Raw genomic sequence first — 22,902 nt, forward strand, 5'->3', positions numbered from 1 at the left:
GTAACTCGGCCAATATCGGCCTGCCATAATTGACGCGCGCCGTTCCGGACATTTCGGGAATGGTTTTGTAGGGTGTGGTGAATGACCGTGCAACTGGCTCGGGGGCAAGTAAATGTGCTCGAAGCCGAGCACATCATTGTTTCGGTCCGACACAGTGCGGCCGTCGACCTTTCCGCATTGCTGCTCACCGCGGACGGCATGGTGCGGGTGGACGCCGATCTCGTCTTCTACAATCAGCCGCTCGGCGAGGGCGTCCGATTGATGCCGGGGGAGGCCGGTCGGCCGAGTGCATTGGCGATAGATCTGCGCGCGATTCCCGCCGACATCGAACACGTCCGAGTCGTCGTCGCACTCGACGACCAGCAGGACAGCCTGGGCGGATACCCCGGCCCCGAGCTGCGGATCGATGACGCCGCGGGAAACCGATTGTGCGAATACGTCATCGACGAGCTGGCCGAGGAGTCGACAGTCGTCGCAATGGACCTGGATCGCGGCCCCGACTGGCAACTCCGCCCCCTCAGTCACGGCTACCACAGCGGTTTCGCCGCCCTGGTCACCGCGCACGGCGTCGCGGTGGGGCGCACCCCGAAACCGCCGGTGCGGCAACCACTGTCCGAGCCGGATGCCGCGGGCCCACTCGGCGCCAACAAAGAATTGGCACTGCGTAAACCCGGCGGTGCCGAATTGTCGCATGTGAAAATGGCATTGGGTTGGGACCCGGTCCGTGAACCAGGCCGATTCGGCCTACGCGAAGCCGATATAGACCTCGACGCGTCAGCATTGGTATTTTCCGGCCGCGAACTTCTGGACGCCGCCTTTTACGGACAACTGTCGTCCAAAGATGGCTCGGTCCGGCATCAAGGCGACAATCTCACCGGCGCGGGCAAAGGCGACAACGAGATGATCGACGTCGACCTCACCCTCTTGTCCGCCGAAGCCTCGACGGTGGTTTTCGTCGTAACCTCTTATCTTGTGATTTAACCTGCCCGCCTCGGCTTGGTGCCCTTCTTGTGGTGGGTGGGGCGGGTGTGCGCCTGGCCGGTAGCCAGGATGAGTCCGACGTCGTGACGGGTGGCGCGCTGGCGGTTTTTCGAGCCCGTGGGGCGTCCTGGACCCGGCTGGGTGAGTTTCGGTGCAGCCGTGGGAGATCCGGTCTTCGTGCGGATGTAGCGAAACCCGCGCCGCACTCTTGCTGGTGTAAGTCTTTGTGGCTCAGCGGGTTTCTCCCACGGGCGTCGTAGGTCTTCGGCGAGTGGCCGGGTCAGCCGTAGCTGGGTGTAGGCCACCAAGGTCAACCAGGTCCATCGGTCGGCTGCTTGCGGGTCGCGCAACTGCGGGCGGGTCCATCCGAGGGTTTGTTTCCACATGCGGAATGTGTGCTCGATATCGAAGCGGCGCAAGAACATTCGCCAGCATCGGTCCACATCGTCGGCGGTGGCCTCGACCCCGGACCACCACAGCCACACCGGTTTGTTCACCCCGCCGCTGGGCAGATGCTCGACCCGTAGCCGGATCACGGTGCCTTCGATGATCGGCAGTTCGCCCTCGTGAGTACTCCAGGCCGAGCGGCGGGTCAGCATCGGATGAACACGATCCCACGCCTGGACGGCCGCGGTTCCGTAGAGGCGGGTGTCGGTGCTGGTCACGACGTCCTCACCGCCCCAGGTGCTGGGATCTTTGAACACGAACTCAGCCCCGTGTTTGGGCGGGCGTCCGCCGGCCGGGTTGTGTCGGTGTTCTCCGGCCGCGCGGCGCAGCACCCGGTCTGAGCGCATGCGGGCCAGGATCTGCACCGGCAGATCACGCAGCAGGTAGGCGATGCGCGGGGCGTCGTAGCCGGCGTCGAGCACGAACAGCATGCGCGGGTCCTCCTCGCGCCACTGACCGGCGGCGATAAGCCGCTGCGCGAGGTCGCGGATCTGGGCGGTGGTCACCGCGGCGAGGTCGGCGCCGGGTGCCAATCGCTGCGCATCCAGCGGCGCGGTCCATGAGGTGCGGCCGGTTTCGAGGGCAGCGATGATCGAGTACGGCCAGCCGGGGATCATCTGATGCTCGTTGCGGCCACGTCCGTAGGTGTGGCAGAAAGACCGATCCGGGCACGTCGCGCCATCCGGACGCAACCATGGTGAGACGTCGACGGCCATCACCAGGCGCCCACCGGCCGCCCTCGGCAACCGCACACCGGCCAAAGCCGTTCGGAGACGTTCGATTTCGACCTTGCCGTGGTTCACCGCGTCGTAGAGGGCACCGTGTCCGCGGCGGTGTTCGGGCGCGAGGGACAACCCGACCAGCGACCGGACCGGCCCGTCGGTGCACAGCACCGCCTCGCACAGCTCGAACAACGCATCCGCCCGCGCGGTCAGGCAGTCATAAAAGCCCTGCCGGAACGCTACAAGTTCCCCGAGCGCGCTGCCGCGCCCGCCATCGGTCATACTGATCAATGCAGCCCTTGTCTGAAGTTCCTTGTGTCGCAACAGGAATCATCAGCCAAGGGCTGCTTGCATGATCAACCGGGGTCACACCACCGGCTCGCACTGGTTAAATCACAAGCTTATGCCGGACACACCTTCGAACGCGTACGAAACGCATTCTGGCGCCTGGTCGACGGCACCACCGACGTCGAACTCACCGGCGGCAATCTCCGCGTCGGCGGCAGGCACACCGGCATGGTGGTCGCGAAAGTGCAGCGCGAAGCCGACGTCTGGAAGTTCCACGCCGTCGGCGCCCCCATCCAAGCCGGTCACCCGGTCGAAGCCGCCGAACAGGTCGCCCCCTACCTCTGAACATCCGTCGAGTCGGCAGGCGCGGGCCCGTCGGTCGGTAACGTCAAGGCCGGACCGGTCGGCACGTTGATCGGGACGGATTTGCCGAGGAGGATGGAAGACGTGGCCGGCGGTGCGGATATTCGGGCGAATCCCTGGGTAGCGCTGCGTCCGGACGAGGATGCGGAGCAGGTGGGCACGGATGTGTCGGCCGCGCACGAATCGTTTGTCGAGCGGGGTGAGGCGCCGACCTCGGTGCGGCGGGTGGTCGAGGCTTCCTGGGTGCGCAGTCGTGGCAATGGCATCGATCCGGATCGGCAGATCGGCCGGACCTCGTTGAGCGGCATCGAATTGGATCGGTATCGGCGCACGCATCCGATGTCGTCGGTTCGCCCGGTCGTGCAGACCCTGCTGGTCGAAGACGCCAGGGACACCGGACTGTTGATCGCGTTGAGCGATGCGCACGGCCGATTGCTGTGGGTGGAGGGCGATTCGGCGGCCAAGGATCGCGCCGCGGGGATGAACTTCGTCGACGGCGCGGACTGGAGTGAGGCCGCGGTCGGCACCAATGCGCCGGGAACGGCGCTGGCACTTGATCATTGCGTGCAGATCTTCGGTGCCGAGCATTACAGCAGGCTGGTCCATCCCTGGAGTTGCGCGGCGGGGCCGGTGCACGATCCGGCGACCGGCCGGATCATCGGCGCGATCGACATCACCGGCGGTCCGCGCGTCGCTGCGCCGGAAGTGCTTTCGCTGATCCGGGCGACCGTGGCCGTCGCGGAGTCCGAACTCCGCGCGCATCCGGTGTCTGTCCGCACCGCACCGCGGGTGGAGCTGCTGGGGTCCCAGCCCGCGCTCCTGTTCGGCAATGAACGAATCACCTTGTCGCGCAGGCACTCGGAGATCTTGCTGCTGCTGATGGAACATCCGGAGGGACTCGCGACCGAGCACATCGCGGTGCTGCTGGACGAGCGCGATCTCGACGCGGTCACCGTGCGTGCCGAAATCTCGCGCCTGCGGAGGATTCTCGGCGGCACCGCGCTGGGCTCGCGTCCCTATCGGCTACTGACGGAACTCGATTCGGATGTGGGGGAGTTGCGGCGCAGCCTGCGCCGCGGCGATATCGGTGCGGCCGTTGCGCGCTACCGCGGCCAATTGCTGCCTGCCTCACGGGCACCCGGCGTCGGCCGGATCCGGGAGTCGTTGCGGGCGCGGATGCGGGCGGCCGTCCTCGCCTCCAGGGAGCCGGCGATCCTCGGCTGGTGGATCTCGTCCGTCGACGGGCGTGAGGACCGTGGCGCGTGGTCGGCCTATCTGGCCTCGCTCGACCGGGATTCGTCGCTGTATGCCCAAGTGGCGGCGCAGATTGCCATGCTGGATCAGGAACTCGGCGGCCGGTTGGATCATTCCCAACGTTGATGCAACGTTGGCGTCCTAGTGTCGTAGGTCACAGTGCAAACCGCCGTGAACGCTAGGAGATTCGATGACCGTATACGCACGTCCTGGTTCGCCGGAGTCCCCGACGAGCTTCCAGCCACGCTACGACAACTGGATCGGCGGCCAGTGGGTTGCGCCGGTCAAGGGCCAGTACTTCGAGAACCCGACCCCGATCACCGGTGAAACCTTCTGTGAGATAGCGCGTTCCACCGCCGAGGACATCGAGCTCGCGCTCGACGCCGCCCACGCCGCGGCACCGGCCTGGGGCAAGACCTCACCCGCCGAGCGCGCGGTGATCCTGAACAAGATCGCCGACCGGATCGAGGAGAACCTCGAGGCGATCGCCATCGCCGAGGTGTGGGACAACGGCAAGCCGATCCGAGAGGCGCTGGCCGCCGACATTCCGCTCGCCATCGACCACTTCCGCTACTTCGCCGGAGCCATTCGCGCGCAGGAGGGTTCGCTGTCGGAGATCGACAACGACACCGTGGCCTACCACTTCCACGAGCCGCTCGGCGTTGTCGGACAGATCATTCCGTGGAACTTCCCGATCCTGATGGCGACCTGGAAGCTGGCGCCCGCGCTGGCCGCGGGCAACGCGGTGATACTGAAGCCCGCCGAGCAGACACCCGCCTCGATCCTGTTCCTGTGGAGCATCATCGGCGACCTGCTGCCGCCCGGTGTGGTCAACATCGTCAACGGTTTCGGGGTCGAGGCGGGCAAGCCGCTGGCGTCGAGCAACCGCATCGCGAAGATCGCGTTCACCGGTGAGACGACCACCGGCCGGCTGATCATGCAGTACGCGTCGCAGAACCTGATCCCGGTGACCCTGGAACTGGGCGGCAAGAGCCCGAACGTCTTCTTCTCCGACGTGATGAGCGCCGACGACGACTTCCTGGACAAGGCCCTCGAAGGCTTCACCATGTTCGCGCTCAACCAGGGCGAGGTGTGCACCTGCCCGTCGCGCTCGCTGATCCAGGCCGACATCTTCGACCGCTTCCTCGACCTGGCCGCATTGCGGACAAAGGCGGTGCGGCAAGGTGATCCGCTCGATTCCGAGACGATGATCGGCGCGCAGGCGTCCAACGATCAGCTCGAAAAGGTGTTGTCCTACATCGAGATCGGCAAGGGCGAGGGCGCACAGCTGGTGACCGGCGGCGAGCGCGCGATGCTCGGCGGCGACCTGAACGGCGGCTACTACGTGCAGCCGACCATCTTCACCGGCCGCAATGCGATGCGGATCTTCCAGGAGGAGATCTTCGGTCCGGTGGTCTCGGTGACCTCGTTCACCGATTACGACGACGCCATCTCGATCGCCAACGACACCCTCTACGGCCTCGGCGCCGGCGTGTGGTCGCGTGACGGCGGCACGGCGTATCGCGCGGGCCGTGACATCCAGGCCGGGCGGGTGTGGACCAACACCTACCACCAGTACCCGGCGCACGCGGCGTTCGGCGGATACAAGCAGTCCGGTATCGGCCGGGAGAACCACAAGATGATGCTCGACCACTACCAGCAGACCAAGAACCTGTTGGTCAGCTACGCACCGAAGGCCATGGGATTCTTCTGATGCCGAGCCACATGGCGAAGCGGGAACGGGCGGCACGGTGAGTGTCGCCCCGCCCCGTTTGGTCGCGACCGTGGGGGCGGCGGCGCTGTTGCGCCGCCTCCGCGACGTGCACGGTGCGCTGATGATGCACCAGTCCGGCGGGTGCTGCGACGGGTCGTCCCCGATGTGTTATCCATTGGGGGAGTTCATCGTCGGCGATCGTGACATCCTGCTCGGCATCCTCGATCTCCGCCTCGCGGTAGGCGAGGTACCGGCGAGCCTGCCGTCCGCCGACCTGGACGCCGTACCGGTGTGGATCTCCGGATCCCAGTTCCAAGCCTGGAAACACACCCAACTCGTCATCGACGTGGTCCCCGGGCGCGGCGGCGGCTTCAGCCTCGAAGCCCCCGAAGGATGGCGATTCCTCAGCAGGGCAAGAGCATTCACCACCGTCGAGAACGAAGCCCTCGAATCCACACCACCTCTGGTCGGCACCGAGTACGCCGACGGCACCCGCCCACCGGTTCCCGATTCTGCGCAAGTGGTCGCGGAGGCAGTGGACGCGTGCCCGGTCCCCGCGCCACCCACCGCACGGTGAGTTGACTGCTGCGGCAGCCCGTCCTAGAAGACGCCGCTGTAGGCGTTGAGGGCGGGCTGGCCGCCGAGGTGGGCGTAGAGGACGGTGGAATCCCTTGGGATGTCGCCGTTTTGGACGAGGTCGATGAGGGCGGCCATGGACTTGCCCTCGTAGACGGGGTCGATGATCATGCCTTCGAGGGTGCCGGTGAGGCGGATGGCGTCGATGGTGGATTGGACGGGGATGCCGTAGCGGTCACCGGCCCAGCCGTCCAGGACGGTGATCTCGTCGTCGCGTAGGTCGCGGCCTAGGTCGATGAGTTCGGCTGTGCCGCGGGCGATCTTTGCCACTTGCGCGTGGGTCTCGGCGAGTTTCGCTGAGGCATCGATGCCGAGTATGCGGCGAGGGCGATCCTGTCCGGCGAAGCCCGCGATCATGCCCGCCTGGGTGCTGCCGGTGACGCTGCAGACGATGATGGTGTCGAAGAAGACGCCGAGCTCGCGTTCTTGCTGCTGTACCTCGTAGGCCCAGTTGGCGAAGCCGAGGCCGCCGAGCGGGTGGTCGGAGGCTCCTGCCGGGATCGCGTACGGGGTGCCGCCAGCCGCGTGGACGTCGTCGAGTGCCTGATGCCAGCTGTCCTTGAATCCGATGCCGAAACCGGCCTGGACCAGGCGCACATCCGCACCCATGATGCGGGACAGCAGGATGTTGCCGACCTTGTCGTTGACGGGGTCCGGCCAGTCGACCCAACTCTCTTGGACAAGAACGGCTTTCAACCCTGCCTTCGCGGCGACCGCAGCCACCTGCCGAGTGTGGTTGGACTGCACGCCACCGATGGTGACGAGAGTGTCCGCGCCTTTGCTCAGCGCGTCGTGCACCAGGTACCCCAGCTTTCGAGTCTTGTTGCCGCCGAAGGCCAAACCGCTGTTGCAGTCTTCGCGCTTGGCCCAGAGGCGGGCGCCGCCGAGGTGGTCAGTGAGCCGGTCCAGCGGGTGGATCGGGCTCGGTCCGAACAGTAGGGGATAGCGCTCGAAGGTGTCGAGAGACATGGTGATTCCTTGGGGTGGAGCCGGTGGGTGACGTTATTGCGTTCAGGGCGTGAGGTTTTCGAGCAGCGGCACCAGCGTCTGCCAGTTCGCCCTGGTTCCTGCCACCGCTCCTTCGACGTCTCCGGCTTCGCACAGCGCGATGATGCGGTCGTGCTGGGCCACCGAGCTGCGACCGCTCAGCGAAGAGAACCGCAAACGCTCCACCCGGCGCAGTACCGGGGTGAACTGTTCGAGGACGCTGCGGATGGCGTCGTTGGCGCTGGCGGTGACCGGGATGCGGTGGAAGTCATCGTCGGCGGCGATTGCGGCGTCGACATCGTTGCGGCGCAAGGCCTCCGCGAATCGGGTGTTCGCCTCGCGCATGGCCGCTAGTTCGTCGGCAGAAAGGTTGGGGAGCGCCTCGCGGACGGCGAGTTCGTGCATGGCGGTGGTGACGGACTGGGCGGCTCGGACCGCGCGGACGTCGAGCGGGCTGACGATCGTGTAGCGGCCGGGTTTGGTCTGCACCAGACCCGCCTGTTCCAGACGCATCAGCGCCTCCCGAACCGGTGTGCGGCTGACGCCGAGCCATTTCACCAGGTCGTTGTCGTTGAGGCGTTCGCCGGGCGCGAGCGTGCCGTCGACGATGGCGTCCCGGATCGCGAGATAGGCGTTCTCTCGAAGCAGTGATCTGGCGACGAGACCTTCGTTCTGCGGTACCGGCATGCAATATATTGCATGCCACAGTGGGGTGGTTGTCAAGGCTCGAGCCCGGCTCAACTCGGTTGTGAGGCCGCCAAATTCGGGACTGTTCACTGCTCGAGTGGCTCGTAGCATGGCGGTATGCCTGTCGAGCCGGTTCGGATCGCCGAGGCCGTGATGGATATCGCGGTCCCGGCCCGGTCGAGCTGTGTGGCGGGGGTGCGCATGGCCGGGTTTCACGGTCGAGCGGACGAGCCGATCGAGTTGCAGATGGTCCCGTATCCGGCGTTCACGGTGTTCATCGATTACGGCGATGTGTGGTTCGTCGATGACGCCGATGGTGAGCGCAAGCACGGCAGCGGGGTTGTCGGCCTCGCCCCGGTCCACGTGCGGGGGTGTGGGCGAGTTGTCGATCTGCTGCAGATACGGCTGTCGCCGGTGGTCGCGCACGCGGTGCTGGGTGCCTCGGCGGAGTTGGGCGGCACGGTGGTTGGCCTCGAGGATCTCTGGGGACGCGACGCCGCGCGAATCCAGGAGAAACTGCACGCCGCCGAGTCGTGGGACGACAGATTCGCGATCGCGAACGCCGTGCTCGCTCGACGTCAGGAGTCGGGCCGGGCGGTCGATCCGGAGATCGCCTTCGCCTGGCGGCGAATCGTGCTGAGCCGGGGGCGAATTCGAGTCGATCGACTGGCGGCCGAATTGGCTGGAGTTACAAGCGCCTGTGGTCGCGATTCCGGTCCCAGGTGGGTATCACGCCCAAGCGGGCCGCGCAGCTGGTCCGATTCGACTATGCAGCACATCGTCTCGCGGCGGGCCACAGCGCTGCTCTGGTGGCAGCGGAGAGTGGTTACGTCGACCAGTCCCACCTCAATCGGGAAGCGATGGCCTTCGCCGGGGTGACGCCAACGGCCGTTGCGGTTGCGCCCTGGCTCGCGGTCGATCCCGTCGCGTGGGCCGCCCCGGAGTACGCGTCCAGGGCCTGACCCGACGTGCTCGGCAGGTGCTCATTCTCGTGGTGCCGATCGCCGCAACGGGAAGATTCTTCCAATACATCCGGCGGCGTGCTGGCGATGCTGGCAGTCAGGTCTGACAACACGCGCCGGGATGAGCCGCGTTGTGCTCGAGGAGGAATGACATGACCGACGCAACAAGCATCGAACGGCCGTCGCTCGGTATCCGACTGCTGTACGGCCTGCAAAAGGAGCCGGACTGGTCGACGATGACGGCCGAGGAGTTGATCGCCTACCGCGACAAGGCGAATCGTGTGGCGGCTTCCCGTCTTACCCGGCCGATCACCGGGTTTCCTGATCGCGGCGCCGAGATCCGTTGGCAGGAGGTGACATTGCCTGATCGGGTGTTCCGGGTACGGGTGTACAGACCGTCGGTAGGTGGCACCGATCTACCGTTAGTACTGCACGTGCACGGCGGCGGTTTCGTCGGCACGGCCGCCCAGTGCGACTGGGCGAACAGTCATCTCGCCGCGCGGCTGCCCGCGGTCGTCGTCTCGGTCGAGCACCGTCTCCTCGCTCCTGGGTCGCCGCTGTCGGACGCCGTCGACGACGGCTGGGATGTACTGCGGCACATAGTCGAGCACGCCGCGGAATGGGGAATCGACCCGGCACGGACCGCGGTCGCGGGTGAGAGCACCGGCGCGCTGATCGTCGCGGTGGCCGCGATCCGCGCCAAAGCCGTTGGCCTGCAGCTGCGGGCGCAGGTGTTGATCAATCCCGCCTGCGATCTGACCGAGACGATGTACGACTACCCCTCGATGTCCCGGTACGCGCACACGCCGACGGCGTCGGTGCCGAAGTTGCGGCTGTTCCAGCGGTTGGCCGTGCCGTCGGGAACGGATCCCCGCGCGGTGTCGCCCCTGTATGCCGACCTCAGTGGGCTGGCCCCGGCACTCGTGGTAGTGCCGACCCTCGACCCGGTGGCCGACCACGGCCGCCGCTACGCCGAGCGACTGCGCGAATCCGGCACGCCTGCAAAGCTTTCCGAACATCCAGGAGCGCCGCACGCATTCATCACGCTGCCCGGGTTGGTGTCGCAGGCCAAGGCCGCGCGTGCCGAGATCGCCGACTTCCTCCGTGGTCGCCTCGCTGGAGCGAACTCAGCTGCGTCGACGAAAGCGCAAGCACAATGACCACACATTCACCGGCCCTGCGCCGACAGGGTGACTACGGCGTGGACGGCGATTTCGGCGTGATCTCAGCGCGCTGGCTGGCTTTGATCGTTGTTGCGATCGTCGCCGGGTTGATCGCTTTCACAGTGCGCAACCTCGTAGTCGGCGCCCTCGTCGGCGCTGTGCTGACCGGCTTGATCGCGATCGCGCTGGTGTTGTTCGTCGGCTCGTACCTGCGCACGACACGAGTCGGCAAGTTCGAGGTGTGGTCACGGATTCTCGGTGATCTCCGGCTGCGCGGTGACGAACAGGTCCTCGACCTGGGCTGTGGTCGCGGCGCGCTGCTGCTGATGGCCGCCGAACTGCTGCCCCGCGGGCGAGCGGTCGGCATCGATCTGTGGCAGGCCGACCAGACCGGCAACAACCCGGATGCCACCCGGCGCAACGCCGAACGCGAAGGTGTGGCTGATCGGGTTGAAGTGCAAACCGGCGACATCACCCGATTGCCGTTCGCCGACAACACCTTCGACCTGATCATCAGCAACCTGGTGCTGCACAACCTTCCGTCCGCCGCCGATCGACGCGCCGCTCTCGACGAAGCCGTCCGTGTGCTGCGCCCCGGCGGTCGCCTTGCGATCGCGGACCTGTTGTCCACCAATCGATATCGCGCCCACCTGCGCGAACTCGGGTTGACTGATGTAGGGCGACGCAACCTCGGTTGGCGCATGTGGTGGGGTGCACCCTGGTTCCCCACCAGACTCGTCACGGCAACCAAGAAGACCTGACCCACACCCATCCACTTCGCACCCAACGGGACGTGGTGGCGCGAAAGCTCGAGTAACCCCGCCACCATGTCCGCTCGCCGGTCGGCTCCGCGTCGAGCGGGACATGGTGGCGGCTGAGTCCGTACCACTCCGTTGCTCACCCGAATCAATTCTTGCTCAGGTAAGCAAGACAGGCTACAGTTTTGCTCATGCAAGCAAAGATTGGCTCGGATAAGCAATCGGGGCGTACGTTCACCGAGGAGGCGCGGCGGGCGCAGATCGTGAACGCCGCGATCGACGTCATCGCCGAGCATGGCTTGCCGAACACCTCGTTCGCGAAGATCGCGCAGGCTGCGGGGCTGAGCAGCACCGGCATGATCTCGTACCACTTTCGCGGCAAGGACGATCTGATTCGCGCCGTAGCCGACGAGATCTTTCGCGTGAACATCGACTTCGTCGTGTCCAAGCTCGAGCGCGAGGCCGGCTATGCGGCAACGTTGCGCGCCTTCTTCGCCACCAACCTGGCCTTGCTCGATGAATACCCCATGCATCAGCGGGCGCTCGCCAGCATCGTCGCCAATGCCCGGCCCGGCGACCCGCAGACGTTGGGTCTGATCGCGCAGGTCGCCGAGATCGCCAGCGGTCAGGAGGACTGGCTCCGAAAAGGGCAGCAGGCGGGGGAGTTTCGCGCCTTCGACCCCGCGATCATGTCGCTCGCCATTCGGGCCGCCCGCGACGCGGCTGTCGCCCGCGCGGGGGACGAGCCCGACTTCGACGCTGCGGCCTGCGCCCGCGAATTGGCCGATCTCTTCGAACGCGCCACCCGTAAGCAATCGTGATACCGGAGCCGAGATGAACGCACCGCAGACACTCACCGCCGAACGAACGCCGGAACAGAAACGCGCCGCCGTCCGCCGCCACCTCTTGCGTCAGCTGATCGCGGAGTTGATACTTCCGCTCGGCGGCTACTACGCCCTGCGTGCGGCCGGGGTGAACCCGTGGGTGGCGCTGATCGCGCCCGCGCTGCTCATCGTGGGACTCGTTGCCTACCATGCGATTCGGGAGCGTCGCGTGGATGCGTTCGCGCTGTTCACCCTCAGCATGATCGTCGTCGGCACGGTGATGACGCTGGTGACTGGAGATCTGCGCACGCTGATGGTGCGCGACAGCTGGATCTTCGGGGTGCTCGGATTGTGGGTGCTGGCCAGCCTGCTCACTCAGCGACCGTTCATCCGCACAACGTCTCGCGCGATCGTCACGGCGAAGATCGGCGAGGAAGGCTACCGCGAGTGGGATGCCCGCTGGGACAACGACTCTCGATTCCGCAGCCAGCTACGGGTATTGACTGCAGTGTGGGGCATCGCCTTCGTGCTCGACGCCCTGGTGCGAGTAGTGCTCGCCTACACCCTGCCGATCGATGCGATACCGCTGGTGAGCACTTTGCAATGGCTGGTCGTCCTCGCTGTCGTCATCGTCATCCACAACATCTACGTCACGAGAAATGGGCTGAAGGTCTGAGCCACCGGCGAACTGCCGACAAGAGGGGATGAGAATCGTGACCAGCACGTTGACCGACCAATACGTTGCGGCCGTCGCACGGCACGCGTCCGAGAAGCATCGTCATGATGTCGAGCGAGAACTGCGCGCGACGATCGCCGACAACATCGACACTCGCGTCACCCGTGGCGCGGCCCCCGATCGAGCCGAATACGCCGCACTCACCGAACTGGGCGCCCCCGAGGTCCTGAGCACTCGTTACGTGGACCGGGCCCGGGTGCTCATCGGGCCACAAACGTACCCCGGCTACCGACGCGCTTTGGGCCTGCTCTGTGTGACGGCGTTGCCGATCGTGTACATCGGACAGGACATCGGCTACTGGGTGCGCGGCGAAGGCGTCGGCGCCGTGATCTTCGGGCCGCTGAGTGTCACGCTGACCGTGGCGATGTATCTCATCGTCTGTGTGACCGGCTTGTATCTGCTCGTCGATCGCGTGCACCGCCCTCGTCACGATCGCACACTCGAATGGACACCGGACGAACTCGGTTCGCCGACAGGCGATTCGAGACAGGACTCCCGAGCTCAGGATGACGCGTGATGGACGTGCTCGACCGCCTGCTGGACGCGTAAGCCTGCGGCGAAGTCGGCGAGTGTCGAGTGTTGGCCGCGAATGGCGTCAGCGAATGAGCTCAACCGGGTGTGCTCGGTGCCGCTTTTTCCGCTCAGAGTGACTGCCTCCCAAGGGCTTCCGTCGCTGATGTCGAGTCGCGACCAGTCGGTGATTCGATACGAACGCTTGGTGCCGTAGAGGGTCCACTCGTAGGTCTCGGGTGCCGCAGCGACTCTGCCGGTGACGGTGATTGGAGTACCGCCTGCCGTGAAGATGCCGACGGCCGAGGTTTCGGACGCGGCGCCGTAGCTGATCCGCGTGGACAACGGGGTGAGGGGACCGAGCAGGCGGTCGGTGAGAAACAGGTAGTGCGAACCGACTTCACGGAGCAGGCCGCCTTGTTCGCGACCGGCGACCCAGCGGGCATCGCGCTGGAAGATACGCGGCCAAGTCGGAAACGTGAACCGCATGTCGACGCCGATAACGTCTCCGGCCTCGCCGTCACGCACGGCTCGTCCGACCTCGACTGCGGCCGCGCGATCGGACAGCGTGAAGTTGAGCGCGTTCACCGCGCCGGTCTCGGCGGCAACGCGAACCATCTCGACGCCGTCCGTAAGTCGCACCCCGAGTGGCTTTTCCGAGAGCACCGCCTTGCCCGCCCGCATCGCCGGTATCGCGTAACTCGCATGAGTGTCCGGTGGCGAGGCGATGTAGATGGCGTCCAGCCGTTCGTCCTCGACTAGCACCGAGGGGACTGGTCCGAGGGAGATGTCCGGATACTGGGCGCGAATCCGTTCGACGGCAGCAGGATCCGGATCGGCCGCCGCAACGACCTCGAATTCCGGGTGCCGGTAGGCGACTTCGAGCATCTCGGTGCCCATCGCGCCGAGCCCGATGATGCCCAGTTGAATCTTCATATCGTCAGCCTGACCTCCGTCATTCGACAGCACAAGCGATGTTTTCTTAAGGACGATTAAGTGTCACTGTAGAATTCGGTGATGCTCGACGTGCATCGATTGACAGTGCTGCGCTCAGTCGTGGAGAACGGCTCGATCCAAGGAGCCGCCGCGCGGCTCGGCTACACGGCCTCCGCGATCAGCCAGCACATCGCCGCACTGCAACGGGAAACCGGAATGCCGTTGCTGGAGCGGCACGGTCGCGGCATCCGTCCCACCGAGGCGGGGCTGCTGCTCGCCGCGCACACGCGCCGGATTCAGGACGAGATCGCCCGCGCGGAGACCGCGCTCGCCGATCTGCGGGCCGGGAAGTCGCAGCGCCTGACGATCCGCTACTTCGCCACCGCCGGGGCGGTGCTCATCCCGCCCGTCGTCTCGGAGCTCGGTCTCCTGCATCCCGAGGTGCGGGTTGTCCTTCGGTTGGGAAAGGGCTTGTCCGAGAACGAAACCGCCGACGCGGAGATCATGGTGATCGATGAAACCGTGCGCGTGTCCGCCGGGCTACGCGTCTTGCACCTGCTCGACGATCCCTTCCTCGCGGTGCTGCCGCCTGCCCACCCACTCGCCGCCCAGGAGGTCATCGAGTTGGGGCAGCTGCGGTCGGAACCCTGGATCGATAACGAATGGCCGAGCACGCTCTGTCGAGAAACGATGTTGAAGGCTTGCGGCGCAGCCGGATTCAGCCCGGACTTCGCGGTGGAGGCGCACGACTATGCCGCCGCTGTCGGCTTTGTCGCCGCGGGACTCGGTGTGACACTGGTTCCACGCCTTGCGCTCGGGGCGATTCCTACCGCGTCGGTGGTGTGCCGCCCGGTCGTCGGTCCCGTTCCGACACGGACGATCGTTGTGGTCGTCAAGGCAGGCACCGAGTCGCAGGCGCCGCTGTCCACTCTGCTGGATCTGCTCCGGCAAGCGGCCGAGGAGCGCGGGTAAGGCCGGGCATTCTCCGGGACTTCCCCCACTGTGGCATCACTCCAATGGGGGAGCGGAGATCCCCTCTGGAGGTGATGAACTCATGGGACCAATCTCCTTAGTATGGTGGTCGTGTCTGTTGCCCGCGCTGCTCGCTGTCGCGTCCTGCTCGTCGCCGGGCTGTGGATCCTGCTTGCCGCCGTCGGGATGGCACCCGCATCGGCCGACTCTGCTTCTGCGGGCGCGGACGTTTCGGTCGCGCAGTCGCTGGGGGACCGGGAACTCACGATCGTGCTCCGCCGGGTGACCAGTGTGCCCGGGCCGTTGCGGGTGGACATTGTCACGCACACGGGTACGGCCGCTGGGCAGCTCGCGCTTGCGGTGATACCGATGGGCGCCGATTCGGACCTGCCCGCTCCGGGAGCGCCGACCGCCGAGGCCGTCGTCGAACTCGGTGGTACACCCGGGATGTACTCGGCCACGCTCGACATGGATCGACCCGGGCCGTGGGAACTCGCGGTCGGTGACGGGACGCGGGTGGCGCGGATCCCGTTCGTAGTGCCCGAGCAGGTCACCTCGCCGCCGGAGCGGCTGGTTTACGTGGGTTTCTTGGTAGCCGGTGTGCTGCTGCCTGTTTCGGTGTTGATCGCGATGCGGGCCCGGCACAGTGCGTGGGCGTTGGTTCCCGCGGGCGGGATGGTGGCCGGGATTGCGGTCTCGGTAACCGCCGCGCTGCTCTCGGCATCATTGCCCTTGCCGCCGCAACCCGGCAGTCAGCTGGATCCGACCGTGGACAACGTCACCGATCCGTATTCGCTGAACCAGCCGTTGATTTCGGACTTCTCCCGCCCGCCTGTTCTGCTCACCGTCGAAGGTTCGGTAACTGCCGGGCGGCCAGGCGATTTCGACCTCGTGCTGATCGACGCGGCCACCGGAGCGTCCGTGGACGATCTGCTCGTGCACGACAGTGCGCTCGTGCATCTGCTGGTGGTCGGCCCGAGTGGTGGACTGTCGCACCTGCATCCGATCCGGACCGGGCCCGGCCGGTATCAGGTTCATCTGACGACTCCGGAGCCTGGCCGCTATGCGCTGTCGGCGGAGTTGGCTCGTCGCGGCGGTGGTGTCCAAATGGTGCGTGCCGCAACGGGGTTCAATGCTGCGCCGAATGATGCGAGTGTTGCGCCCCAAGCATCCAGTGCTCCACTACATCTCGGCGGCAGCGACAAGTCCGCGTCGACGGTGCTCGACGGCAATTCCATCACCGTCCGGACAACCGAAGCGGTGGTTGGCAAGCCGACGACCATCACCGCAGAAGTCGGTGATACCTCCGATCTGCAACCGTGGCTCGGCATGGTCGGGCATCTGATCATGGCGGGGCCGGTGCCGGACGGTGGCGTGGATATCGCTGCGGCCGTGCAGAACTCGCCTGTCTGGGGGCACTCGCACTCGATGGGGCCGACAGCCATGCCGGGGATGAGTGGTGCGCATGACATGGCGGGGATGAGCGGTATGCATGATATGCAGGGGATGGGTGCCGCCGTTGGGCGCGGAGTGATGCTCATGCCGCCCGTCAATGGCGAGAGTCCGCCCGACGAAACGGTGGCCGCGTACGGACCCGACGTTCCGTTCACCTTCACGTTCCCTGTCTCGGGCCGGTACCGGCTGTGGATTCAGGTCGAGCGGAACTACACCGTGCTCACAGTTCCGCTAGTGCTCGAAGTCGCGCAGGGGGAGCATCGATGAGCGCATCCGTCGGTAGGCCGTTCCGTATTGTCGCCGCTCTAGCCGTTGTGGTCGTGATTGCCGTCATCGGATGGCTGGTGTGGCCGAGTCCTACCGCCCCGGTCGTGCTGAAAACCGGCACGCCCCAACACCTCGTCACCGTCACCATCGACAGTCTCCGTCTCGGCGACACCGCCGTCGACGTAACCGTCACCGACCGCGCCGGTACCCCGATCGACCATGCGGCAGTACAGGTTCAAGCGATCCAGCCGCTGATGGGCCATGCCGGAGCGGCAATTCCGGCCGCCGCCAACGGTTCCGGTCGCTTTCACGCCACGGCGGTGTCGCTGATGATGACCGGCCCATGGGAACTGCGCTTGTCCATCGACGCGCACAACGGCATCGACCAAGTGACCCTGCCACTTTGGGTCGGCGGCTGAGTCAGCCGCATGCACGCATCAGCTCGAACCACAGGAGCACGACACAGGAGGGACCGCTCGTCATGAACATCTCAGCACCGTCCGACACGATCGAAGGCGGTGGCGCGCCGACGGCGAACACCGTCGAAGGGGCGTCCGACAACAGCACCGCGGCCCGCACCGGGGCATGGGGCGTGCTGCTCGGCACCGCCATCACCCTGATCGGCCTCAGCTGGGATATCCAGTGGCACAACGAAGTCGGCCCCGACACCTTCTTCACGCTGCCGCACCTGTTCCTGTACTCCGGCAGCGCGATATCCGGATTCGCCAGCCTCGCCATGGTGCTCGTGGCCACCTTCGCTCAACGCGCCGGACGGCCGGTGCCCGCGATGGGCGGCACTCCGATCCGGGTGTTCGGCAGCAACCTCACGGCTCCGCTCGGTTACATGGTCGCCGGGGCGGGCGCCGCGCTGTTCCTGCTCTACGGCCTGCTCGATTTGCAGTGGCATTCGATCTACGGCTTCGACGCGGTGCTGAACACTCCCTCGCATGTGGCGCTGTTCCTGTCCATCACGCTCACCATGATCGGCAGCATCATGGTCTTCGCGTCGCACCGCGACCACCGCTGGGGTCAGTTCGGCATCGTCCTGGCAATCCCCATCATGATCACCTTCTCGCCGATCCTCAGCCAGGTGCTGGACAACTTCGAACCGCCCGTTGATCCGACCATCCTCGGCGTCGTGCTGTTCGGTCCGCTGCTGCTCGTGCTCGGCGCCGCGGCGCTGGCCCGTCCTGGTGCCGCCATCGCCATCGCCCTCGCGCTGGGCGCCATGCAGGCGATCCTGTGGTGGTTCTCGCCGTGGGCCGCGGAGACCTACGCCACGGCGATCGGACTGCCGCTGCGCGACGGTCTCGGATCCCGGCCGCCGTCACTGCCCGCCATCATGCCGATGTTCCTGATCATCGCGGCCGTCGCCGTGGAGGGGTTGTTCTGGCTGGCCCGCAGCCGCGGCTACGATCCGAACAAGATCGTGGTGGCGGCCGGGCTGGTGACCGGACTCGTTGTCGGCGTGAGCTTTCCGCTGCAGTTGCAGTTCGTCCATTTCTTGTCCCGGATCAGCTTCAACCAGGTCATGCTGTCCACGCTCGTCGCGATACCGTTCGGCCTGCTGGCCGGTTTCCTCGCCGGCCGCTTCGCCCGCATGCTGCCCGCGCCCGCGACGGAGGCCGTCCGATGACCGCACTGCGCAAGCTCGCCCTCACCGTGCTGGCCGCGATCACGCTGTCGTTGGTCGCGATCGCGCCCGCCTCCGCGTACGCCCCCGTCGATGTTGTGCACACCGAGCGAGTTCAGGTCGGCCCCTACGCCATGACCGTCGGCTTCTCCACCTGGCCCATCCGCGCGATGAAGTCACTCGATTTCACCTTCATGCCGGACGGCGGGATCGCCGACAAGTCCGGGACGTTGCGGATGGCCGGGCCCGCCTTCGACAACTGGCGCCGCGGCGCACCCCTCGTGCGTCACCCACGCAAACGCGACTCCTGGGGACTGGACATTCTCGCCATCAACGACCCAGGCAACTACAGCATCATCTTCACCCTCGACGGCCCGCTCGGACACGGCGAAGGCACCCTGGACGGCGTCCATGTGCTCGACCAGCCGGGCCCACCCCTGCCCCTGAGCTGGACAATCGCCTCCCTGCCCCTGCTCGGCCTCATCGCCTTCCTCGCGGTCTCCTGGCGCCGCACCCGCCCCGCCCGCCAACCATTGCCGCTCTAAACGGGCAACTTCACGGCTACTCTTCGTACATGATCCTGTTCCTCCTGCCAGACCACGACTACGACCCCACCGAATCGGCGGTGCCGTGGGCCGCGCTGCGGGATGCCGGGATCCCCGTCCGCTTCGCGACACCGGAAGGTCGAGTCGCCCTCGCCGACGACCGTCTCGTCGAACAGGGCTTCTCGTTCCTTTCCCCACTCCTGATGACCCGCTCGGACGCGCTACGCGACTACGACCGTATGCGCGAAGACCCCGACTTCCAGTCACCCCTGGCCTATTCCGACGTGATCGACGCGGAAGTCTCCGGCGTCGTCGTGCCCGGCGGCCACGCCCCCGGCATGAAGTCGATGCTCGAATCAACCACCGCCCAAGATGTTTTCGGCCGCGCGCTCCTAGCCGAGAAGCCGGTCGCCGCCGTCTGCCACGGAGTCCTACTCGCCGCCCGCGCCAAGGATCCGGAGACCGGGCGCTCGGTACTGTACGACCGCCGAACCACCGCCGTCACAGCCACTTTGGAACTCTCGGCCTGGAACCTGACCCGAATGCGCCTCGGCAACTACTACCGAACCTACCCACAAACCGTGCAAGCGGAAGTCACTGCCGCCCTACGCCATCCGCGCCAATTCGAGCGCGGCCCCTTACTACCCCAACGCGATTCCGCAACCCACCTGAACCGCGGCTTCACCGTCCGCGACCGCAACTACATCTCGGCCAGATGGCCCGGCGACTGCCACCGCCTCTCCGCCGAATACCGAGACCTAGTGCTGTCTTCGACGAAGTAGCGACGTCGACGTCGTTGGTCACCAAGGCTTCTCAACGCGCGGTGATGCCGTCTGCGGACGAGTTCCAGTTCTACGTGGCCGAGTCCGGTCGGCTCGAACAGGCGTCGTCCGCCGCCCAGTAGTACGGGGATGCGGTGTAGTTCGAGTTGGCCGGCTGCCAGCAACGCCTGCGCCGCGCTCGCGCCATGCAACTCACGGTTGCGCCCACGATGCCTGACTACTCGGCGCCGCGACTGGTGAAGTCGAAGGATCCGCCGTCGATGCCCCAGGAGATGAACCGTTCGGGGCGAATGCGGATGACCGCGCGTTCCTGGGGTGGGAACGGCGGCTCCTCGTCATCGAGCGCCTCGGCCGTGCCGCGCACCTCGATGCCGCGAATCACGTAGGGCTCCACGGAAACCTGTTGGTCGATGACGAACGACACCCGGCTGCCCGCCTCCACATTGCGGTACTTTCGACTGCCACGCATCCGCATGCCGCCGATGTCGATCGTGCCGTCGGCGTTCACCCGGTAGCTGGTCGGGTTGTTCTGCACGACGCCGTCGGGCGACACTGTGGCCAGCCGGCCGATCCCGGCCTCCGCGAGGAACTGCTGTTAGTTGGTGGTGAAGGTCATGTCAGTTGCTCCTAAGTCCCAGTTTCTAGCATCGCTAGGAACTGGAGCAACGGTAACACCGCCCGGCTAGCTTGTCTAGCGTTGCTAGATTTCGGATCGCTGCCGCGGGCTCGCGCTCGGATCCGCAAGTCGCACATGCCCATTCCGGCCGAGCGGATTCCGAATGTCCGGCTCGATAGGCTAGCGCTCATGAACCGGCCAGATCCGAGCTCTCCGCCGACCTACGATGAAGCGCTGCGAATCGCGCGCGATCTGGCGCAGAATCCCGACACTCTCGTCCCCTACGCCCACCAGGGGCTCGAGAATGCCCGTTACGGAGCAGGTTTCGCCTTCTTGCAGACGATCGGAACCGACCGTGGCGACCTGGACGGCTATGTCCTGGTGACCACGACCGCCCACGGCAGCGGGCTACTGTCGGCGGGCAAACACACCATCGACACGGTGATCGCCGTGCACCTGGCCCGAGCCGAGCAATCCAACAGACACATCCCCGACAGCGAACTCTCGGTGGCGCACCGGGTGGCGGTCGAGGCTTTCGATGCCGGCCGCACGCGCGTCGACGAGATGCCCCGGCGCACACCGCTCGATGCCGAGACAGCCGACTACGCCGAGTTCGTTCTCATCGTCCTGTGGCGCAGCCGCAACGAGGGAGACTCCGGGCGTAATATCCTCGCCCGCAATGACTTCCTGTTGCGAGACCCGGATCCTGGGCGTCGATACACCCACACCTGCCCACGCTGCGAGCGCCCGGCGATCTACCAGGCACGCTACCCCCTTGGGGTCTGTGATCACTGCCTGAGCCGAACCACTGACCGCGCCGGGCGCCGGGTCCGCGGTTTCAACACCGATTTAAGTGGCGGAATGATCGCCTACTACACCGACACACTCGAGCATTCGGACCCCTCCCAGAAGGAAGAATGCGTCGAGGTCACCAGGACCGGTGTGTGTTTCATCGACGGACTCCCCGCGGCCATGCAGGAGGCGCATTTCGGTGGGATCGTCGTCCAAATGGCTTCCGCCGACTAGCCTTCGGCGGGTCCCCAGTTTTCACTGCTGGGCACACGCGACCGCACTGTGCACAATGTGGTCCGTGAACGCACCGTACGTCGATCCCGCTACAGCCACTCCGGGTCTCGGTCGCCAACCGCACCCGACGCATGGGTGGGTGCCGCAAGAGGCGGGGGAGAACCGGCTTGCCCTGGCGGCGATGACGGATGGACTGCTGGCGTTTGTCCTCGCTCTCGCGTTGGCGGTGCGGGTGTTTCACGCAAGCGCCGGAATCGCCGAGTTCGCGCCGGTCTTCGTGCCCTGCCTGCTCGCGGTGTCGTTCGTCAACCACGTGTTCGGCACGTTGATATTCCGTGGCAGTCTCGCCAAGCTGCTGTTCGGCGTGCGGGTGCTGCGCTGGAAGGACGGCCGCCGCCCGCGCGTATGGCAGACGTTGGGCAGGTGGCTGTTCGGCTACGTGGTGATCGTGTTCCAGTTGCTGTTGGAGGGTGCGAGCGTCGGGCAGGCGTGCGGCCTGCGCACCGTGCGCAGCCGCGACGAGCGGCGTTGACCCAGGCCGCTTTTGCGTTGGCCGGGGCCCGCGCGGCCTCGCGCTGGCCGCTCAGCGGTTCTTCGACTTCCTAGACGATCACGTCGGCCTCACCACTTCCTGAAGTGGCAGCGAAACCATTGATCGGCTGCCGCTGACACATCAAGGTCGTAAGCGCCCTGTCGCAGCCGCGCGACAGGGCATGATCGAATCGTCGAGAAGTCGACCGGAACAGGGAGTTGAGATTGATGACTGGCGCACGCGATGGGAACACGTTGCCTGCCACCGCTGGATACGCGAATGTGAACGGCCTGCGGATGTACTACGAAATCCACGGCACCGGTAGCCCATTGGTGGTTCTGCACGGCGGTCTCATGACCATCGACCTGGCGTTCGGCGCGATGCTGCCTGCGTTGGCGGCCGGCCACCAGGTGATCGCGGTCGAGTTGCAGGGCCACGGGCACACCGCCGACACCGAGCGTGCGCTCACCCTGGACAACCTCGCCGACGATATCCCTGTCCTGCTCGACGAGCTCGGCATCGAGCGGGCGGACCTGTTCGGGTTCAGCCTCGGCGGGCTGACGGCGTTGCGGGTCGCGATGCGCCATCCGGAGCGGGTCGGCCGACTGGTGGCCGCGGCGACGCACTACCGGTCCGGCGGGTACCACCCGGAAATCCGTAATCCGCAGCCCGGCGATTCCGCCGATCGGATGCCGACGCAGGAAGACTTCCAGCAGTGGCAAGACGCATATGCCCGGGTCGCCCCGAACCCGGAGCAGTTCTTCGAGCTGGTCGCGAAAGCCTCGCCGACACCGGATGACGTCGACCAATGGTCGGAAGCCGAGATCGGGTCGATCGCCGCGCCCACGCTGCTGATCATCGGCGACAACGACTTCGTCCGCCTCGACCATGCGGCCGCCATGAGCGACCTCATCCCCGGCGCGCAGTTGGCCGTCCTGCCCGGCGCCACCCACATGGGCGTGCTGCGGCGCTCCGATCTGCTGTTGCCGATGGTCGAAACCTTCCTGTCGCAGAAGGATTGACGAGAAGCCGGGACAGCAGTCCGCGCGCAGCGCCTCATCGCGAGAGTGGCGGGTATCCGTACTCCCACGGTCTCAGCTCAGTGG

The 22,902-nt window shown here is 66.1% G+C and carries 24 protein-coding genes and 1 pseudogene; 20 read left to right on the plus strand and 5 right to left on the minus strand.

The window, feature by feature from the left end:
* Nucleotides 1–81: 81 nt before the first annotated feature.
* Nucleotides 82–981 (plus strand): TerD family protein, encoded by a 900-nt coding sequence (locus tag ACQPW1_RS17995; protein WP_433663830.1) that lies wholly within the window; start codon nt 82–84, stop codon nt 979–981.
* On the opposite strand, the gene ACQPW1_RS18000 is transcribed toward ACQPW1_RS17995, so the two are convergent.
* Nucleotides 978–2,432, minus strand: a complete 1,455-nt coding sequence (locus tag ACQPW1_RS18000; protein ID WP_433658095.1) for an NF041680 family putative transposase — start codon at nt 2,430–2,432, stop codon at nt 978–980. The genes ACQPW1_RS17995 and ACQPW1_RS18000 overlap by 4 nt on opposite strands.
* A gap of 66 nt (nt 2,433–2,498) precedes the next feature.
* On the opposite strand from ACQPW1_RS18000, the gene ACQPW1_RS18005 reads away from it, so the two are divergent.
* From ACQPW1_RS18005 to ACQPW1_RS18020, 4 genes are all read left to right on the plus strand, one after another.
* Complete coding sequence (locus ACQPW1_RS18005) at nt 2,499–2,783, plus strand: TerD family protein (protein ID WP_433663831.1); 285 nt, start codon at nt 2,499–2,501, stop codon at nt 2,781–2,783.
* Between the two features lie 102 nt (nt 2,784–2,885).
* On the plus strand, nt 2,886–4,181 hold the full coding sequence (locus ACQPW1_RS18010) for a transcriptional regulator (protein WP_433663832.1): 1,296 nt from the start codon (nt 2,886–2,888) through the stop codon (nt 4,179–4,181).
* Nucleotides 4,182–4,245: 64 nt separating this feature from the next.
* On the plus strand, nt 4,246–5,769 hold the full coding sequence (gene adh, locus ACQPW1_RS18015; protein WP_433663833.1) for an aldehyde dehydrogenase: 1,524 nt from the start codon (nt 4,246–4,248) through the stop codon (nt 5,767–5,769).
* Nucleotides 5,770–5,806: 37 nt separating this feature from the next.
* On the plus strand, nt 5,807–6,346 hold the full coding sequence (locus tag ACQPW1_RS18020) for a DUF779 domain-containing protein (RefSeq protein WP_433663834.1): 540 nt from the start codon (nt 5,807–5,809) through the stop codon (nt 6,344–6,346).
* A gap of 23 nt (nt 6,347–6,369) precedes the next feature.
* Here the strand turns inward: ACQPW1_RS18020 and ACQPW1_RS18025 are convergent, their stop codons facing one another.
* Both ACQPW1_RS18025 and ACQPW1_RS18030 read right to left on the minus strand, forming a co-directional pair.
* Entirely contained in the window at nt 6,370–7,374 is a 1,005-nt protein-coding gene (locus ACQPW1_RS18025) for a 1-aminocyclopropane-1-carboxylate deaminase (protein ID WP_433663835.1), read from the minus strand.
* 42 nt (nt 7,375–7,416) lie between these two features.
* A complete protein-coding gene (locus ACQPW1_RS18030; protein WP_433665276.1) occupies nt 7,417–8,079 on the minus strand; it encodes a GntR family transcriptional regulator in 663 nt (220 codons plus the stop codon).
* A 722-nt stretch (nt 8,080–8,801) separates the two neighbouring features.
* Between ACQPW1_RS18030 and ACQPW1_RS18035 the strand changes: the two genes are divergently transcribed.
* The 6 genes from ACQPW1_RS18035 (at nt 8,802) to ACQPW1_RS18060 (ending at nt 13,039) form a co-directional block, all read left to right on the plus strand.
* Nucleotides 8,802–9,041: a helix-turn-helix domain-containing protein gene (locus tag ACQPW1_RS18035; protein ID WP_433663836.1), complete on the plus strand. Its 240-nt coding sequence runs from the start codon at nt 8,802–8,804 to the stop codon at nt 9,039–9,041.
* A 152-nt stretch (nt 9,042–9,193) separates the two neighbouring features.
* On the plus strand, nt 9,194–10,201 hold the full coding sequence (locus ACQPW1_RS18040; protein WP_433663837.1) for an alpha/beta hydrolase: 1,008 nt from the start codon (nt 9,194–9,196) through the stop codon (nt 10,199–10,201).
* Entirely contained in the window at nt 10,198–10,965 is a 768-nt protein-coding gene (locus tag ACQPW1_RS18045; protein ID WP_433663838.1) for a class I SAM-dependent methyltransferase, read from the plus strand. Before ACQPW1_RS18040 ends, ACQPW1_RS18045 begins: the two co-directional genes overlap by 4 nt.
* Nucleotides 10,966–11,153: 188 nt before the next feature.
* A complete protein-coding gene (locus ACQPW1_RS18050) occupies nt 11,154–11,783 on the plus strand; it encodes a TetR/AcrR family transcriptional regulator (protein WP_433663839.1) in 630 nt (209 codons plus the stop codon).
* Nucleotides 11,784–11,796: 13 nt separating this feature from the next.
* On the plus strand, nt 11,797–12,462 hold the full coding sequence (locus ACQPW1_RS18055; RefSeq protein WP_433663840.1) for a VC0807 family protein: 666 nt from the start codon (nt 11,797–11,799) through the stop codon (nt 12,460–12,462).
* 37 nt (nt 12,463–12,499) lie between these two features.
* On the plus strand, nt 12,500–13,039 hold the full coding sequence (locus ACQPW1_RS18060; protein ID WP_433663841.1) for a hypothetical protein: 540 nt from the start codon (nt 12,500–12,502) through the stop codon (nt 13,037–13,039).
* On the opposite strand, the gene ACQPW1_RS18065 is transcribed toward ACQPW1_RS18060, so the two are convergent.
* Nucleotides 13,024–13,968, minus strand: coding sequence for a Gfo/Idh/MocA family protein (locus tag ACQPW1_RS18065; RefSeq protein WP_433663842.1), 945 nt, complete (start codon nt 13,966–13,968; stop codon nt 13,024–13,026). The genes ACQPW1_RS18060 and ACQPW1_RS18065 overlap by 16 nt on opposite strands.
* An 81-nt stretch (nt 13,969–14,049) precedes the next feature.
* Here ACQPW1_RS18065 and ACQPW1_RS18070 point away from each other — a divergent pair, with 81 nt between their 5' ends.
* The 6 genes from ACQPW1_RS18070 to ACQPW1_RS18095 all read left to right on the plus strand — a co-directional run bounded on the left by ACQPW1_RS18070 (nt 14,050) and on the right by ACQPW1_RS18095 (nt 19,622).
* Nucleotides 14,050–14,940 carry a LysR family transcriptional regulator gene (locus ACQPW1_RS18070; RefSeq protein ID WP_433663843.1) on the plus strand — a complete coding sequence of 297 codons (891 nt, stop codon included), beginning with the start codon at nt 14,050–14,052 and terminating at the stop codon, nt 14,938–14,940.
* A 111-nt stretch (nt 14,941–15,051) separates the two neighbouring features.
* A complete protein-coding gene (locus ACQPW1_RS18075; protein ID WP_433663844.1) occupies nt 15,052–16,662 on the plus strand; it encodes a hypothetical protein in 1,611 nt (536 codons plus the stop codon).
* Entirely contained in the window at nt 16,659–17,081 is a 423-nt protein-coding gene (locus ACQPW1_RS18080; RefSeq protein WP_433663845.1) for a FixH family protein, read from the plus strand. Before ACQPW1_RS18075 ends, ACQPW1_RS18080 begins: the two co-directional genes overlap by 4 nt.
* A 62-nt stretch (nt 17,082–17,143) precedes the next feature.
* The gene (locus ACQPW1_RS18085) at nt 17,144–18,298 is read left to right on the plus strand and encodes a hypothetical protein (protein ID WP_433663846.1); all 1,155 of its coding nucleotides are present in this window, start codon (nt 17,144–17,146) and stop codon (nt 18,296–18,298) included.
* Nucleotides 18,295–18,840, plus strand: a complete 546-nt coding sequence (locus ACQPW1_RS18090; RefSeq protein ID WP_433663847.1) for a hypothetical protein — start codon at nt 18,295–18,297, stop codon at nt 18,838–18,840. Before ACQPW1_RS18085 ends, ACQPW1_RS18090 begins: the two co-directional genes overlap by 4 nt.
* Nucleotides 18,841–18,869: 29 nt before the next feature.
* Nucleotides 18,870–19,622, plus strand: coding sequence for a type 1 glutamine amidotransferase domain-containing protein (locus tag ACQPW1_RS18095; protein WP_433663848.1), 753 nt, complete (start codon nt 18,870–18,872; stop codon nt 19,620–19,622).
* 217 nt (nt 19,623–19,839) lie between these two features.
* On the opposite strand, the pseudogene ACQPW1_RS18100 reads toward ACQPW1_RS18095, so the two are convergent.
* Nucleotides 19,840–20,205, minus strand: a pseudogene (locus tag ACQPW1_RS18100) (PPOX class F420-dependent oxidoreductase); the annotation flags it as partial.
* 222 nt (nt 20,206–20,427) lie between these two features.
* On the opposite strand from ACQPW1_RS18100, the gene ACQPW1_RS18105 reads away from it, so the two are divergent.
* The 3 genes from ACQPW1_RS18105 to ACQPW1_RS18115 all read left to right on the plus strand — a co-directional run bounded on the left by ACQPW1_RS18105 (nt 20,428) and on the right by ACQPW1_RS18115 (nt 22,818).
* Nucleotides 20,428–21,264: a hypothetical protein gene (locus tag ACQPW1_RS18105; RefSeq protein ID WP_433663849.1), complete on the plus strand. Its 837-nt coding sequence runs from the start codon at nt 20,428–20,430 to the stop codon at nt 21,262–21,264.
* Nucleotides 21,265–21,328: 64 nt separating this feature from the next.
* The gene (locus ACQPW1_RS18110) at nt 21,329–21,796 is read left to right on the plus strand and encodes an RDD family protein (protein WP_433663850.1); all 468 of its coding nucleotides are present in this window, start codon (nt 21,329–21,331) and stop codon (nt 21,794–21,796) included.
* Nucleotides 21,797–22,023: 227 nt separating this feature from the next.
* A complete protein-coding gene (locus ACQPW1_RS18115; RefSeq protein WP_433663851.1) occupies nt 22,024–22,818 on the plus strand; it encodes an alpha/beta fold hydrolase in 795 nt (264 codons plus the stop codon).
* Nucleotides 22,819–22,902: the final 84 nt, after the last annotated feature.

Source organism: Nocardia sp. CA-128927, assembly GCF_050955855.1.
Taxonomy (GTDB): Bacteria; Actinomycetota; Actinomycetes; order Mycobacteriales; family Mycobacteriaceae; genus Nocardia.

Excerpts from the sequence above, each read along its gene's own strand:
- ACQPW1_RS18070 (WP_433663843.1), top strand. The coding sequence starts at position 14,050 with ATGCTCGACGTGCATCGATTGACAGTGCTGCGCTCAGTCGTGGAGAAC.
- ACQPW1_RS18050 (WP_433663839.1), top strand. The coding sequence starts at position 11,154 with ATGCAAGCAAAGATTGGCTCGGATAAGCAATCGGGGCGTACGTTCACC.
- ACQPW1_RS18040 (WP_433663837.1), top strand. The coding sequence starts at position 9,194 with ATGACCGACGCAACAAGCATCGAACGGCCGTCGCTCGGTATCCGACTG.
- adh (WP_433663833.1), top strand. The coding sequence starts at position 4,246 with ATGACCGTATACGCACGTCCTGGTTCGCCGGAGTCCCCGACGAGCTTC.
- ACQPW1_RS18095 (WP_433663848.1), top strand. The coding sequence starts at position 18,870 with ATGATCCTGTTCCTCCTGCCAGACCACGACTACGACCCCACCGAATCG.
- ACQPW1_RS18085 (WP_433663846.1), top strand. The coding sequence starts at position 17,144 with ATGAACATCTCAGCACCGTCCGACACGATCGAAGGCGGTGGCGCGCCG.
- ACQPW1_RS18045 (WP_433663838.1), top strand. The coding sequence starts at position 10,198 with ATGACCACACATTCACCGGCCCTGCGCCGACAGGGTGACTACGGCGTG.
- ACQPW1_RS18080 (WP_433663845.1), top strand. The coding sequence starts at position 16,659 with ATGAGCGCATCCGTCGGTAGGCCGTTCCGTATTGTCGCCGCTCTAGCC.
- ACQPW1_RS18065 (WP_433663842.1), bottom strand. The coding sequence starts at position 13,968 with ATGAAGATTCAACTGGGCATCATCGGGCTCGGCGCGATGGGCACCGAG.
- ACQPW1_RS18030 (WP_433665276.1), bottom strand. The coding sequence starts at position 8,079 with ATGCCGGTACCGCAGAACGAAGGTCTCGTCGCCAGATCACTGCTTCGA.
- ACQPW1_RS18055 (WP_433663840.1), top strand. The coding sequence starts at position 11,797 with ATGAACGCACCGCAGACACTCACCGCCGAACGAACGCCGGAACAGAAA.
- ACQPW1_RS18000 (WP_433658095.1), bottom strand. The coding sequence starts at position 2,432 with ATGACCGATGGCGGGCGCGGCAGCGCGCTCGGGGAACTTGTAGCGTTC.
- ACQPW1_RS18025 (WP_433663835.1), bottom strand. The coding sequence starts at position 7,374 with ATGTCTCTCGACACCTTCGAGCGCTATCCCCTACTGTTCGGACCGAGC.
- ACQPW1_RS18090 (WP_433663847.1), top strand. The coding sequence starts at position 18,295 with ATGACCGCACTGCGCAAGCTCGCCCTCACCGTGCTGGCCGCGATCACG.
- ACQPW1_RS17995 (WP_433663830.1), top strand. The coding sequence starts at position 82 with ATGACCGTGCAACTGGCTCGGGGGCAAGTAAATGTGCTCGAAGCCGAG.
- ACQPW1_RS18105 (WP_433663849.1), top strand. The coding sequence starts at position 20,428 with ATGAACCGGCCAGATCCGAGCTCTCCGCCGACCTACGATGAAGCGCTG.
- ACQPW1_RS18115 (WP_433663851.1), top strand. The coding sequence starts at position 22,024 with ATGACTGGCGCACGCGATGGGAACACGTTGCCTGCCACCGCTGGATAC.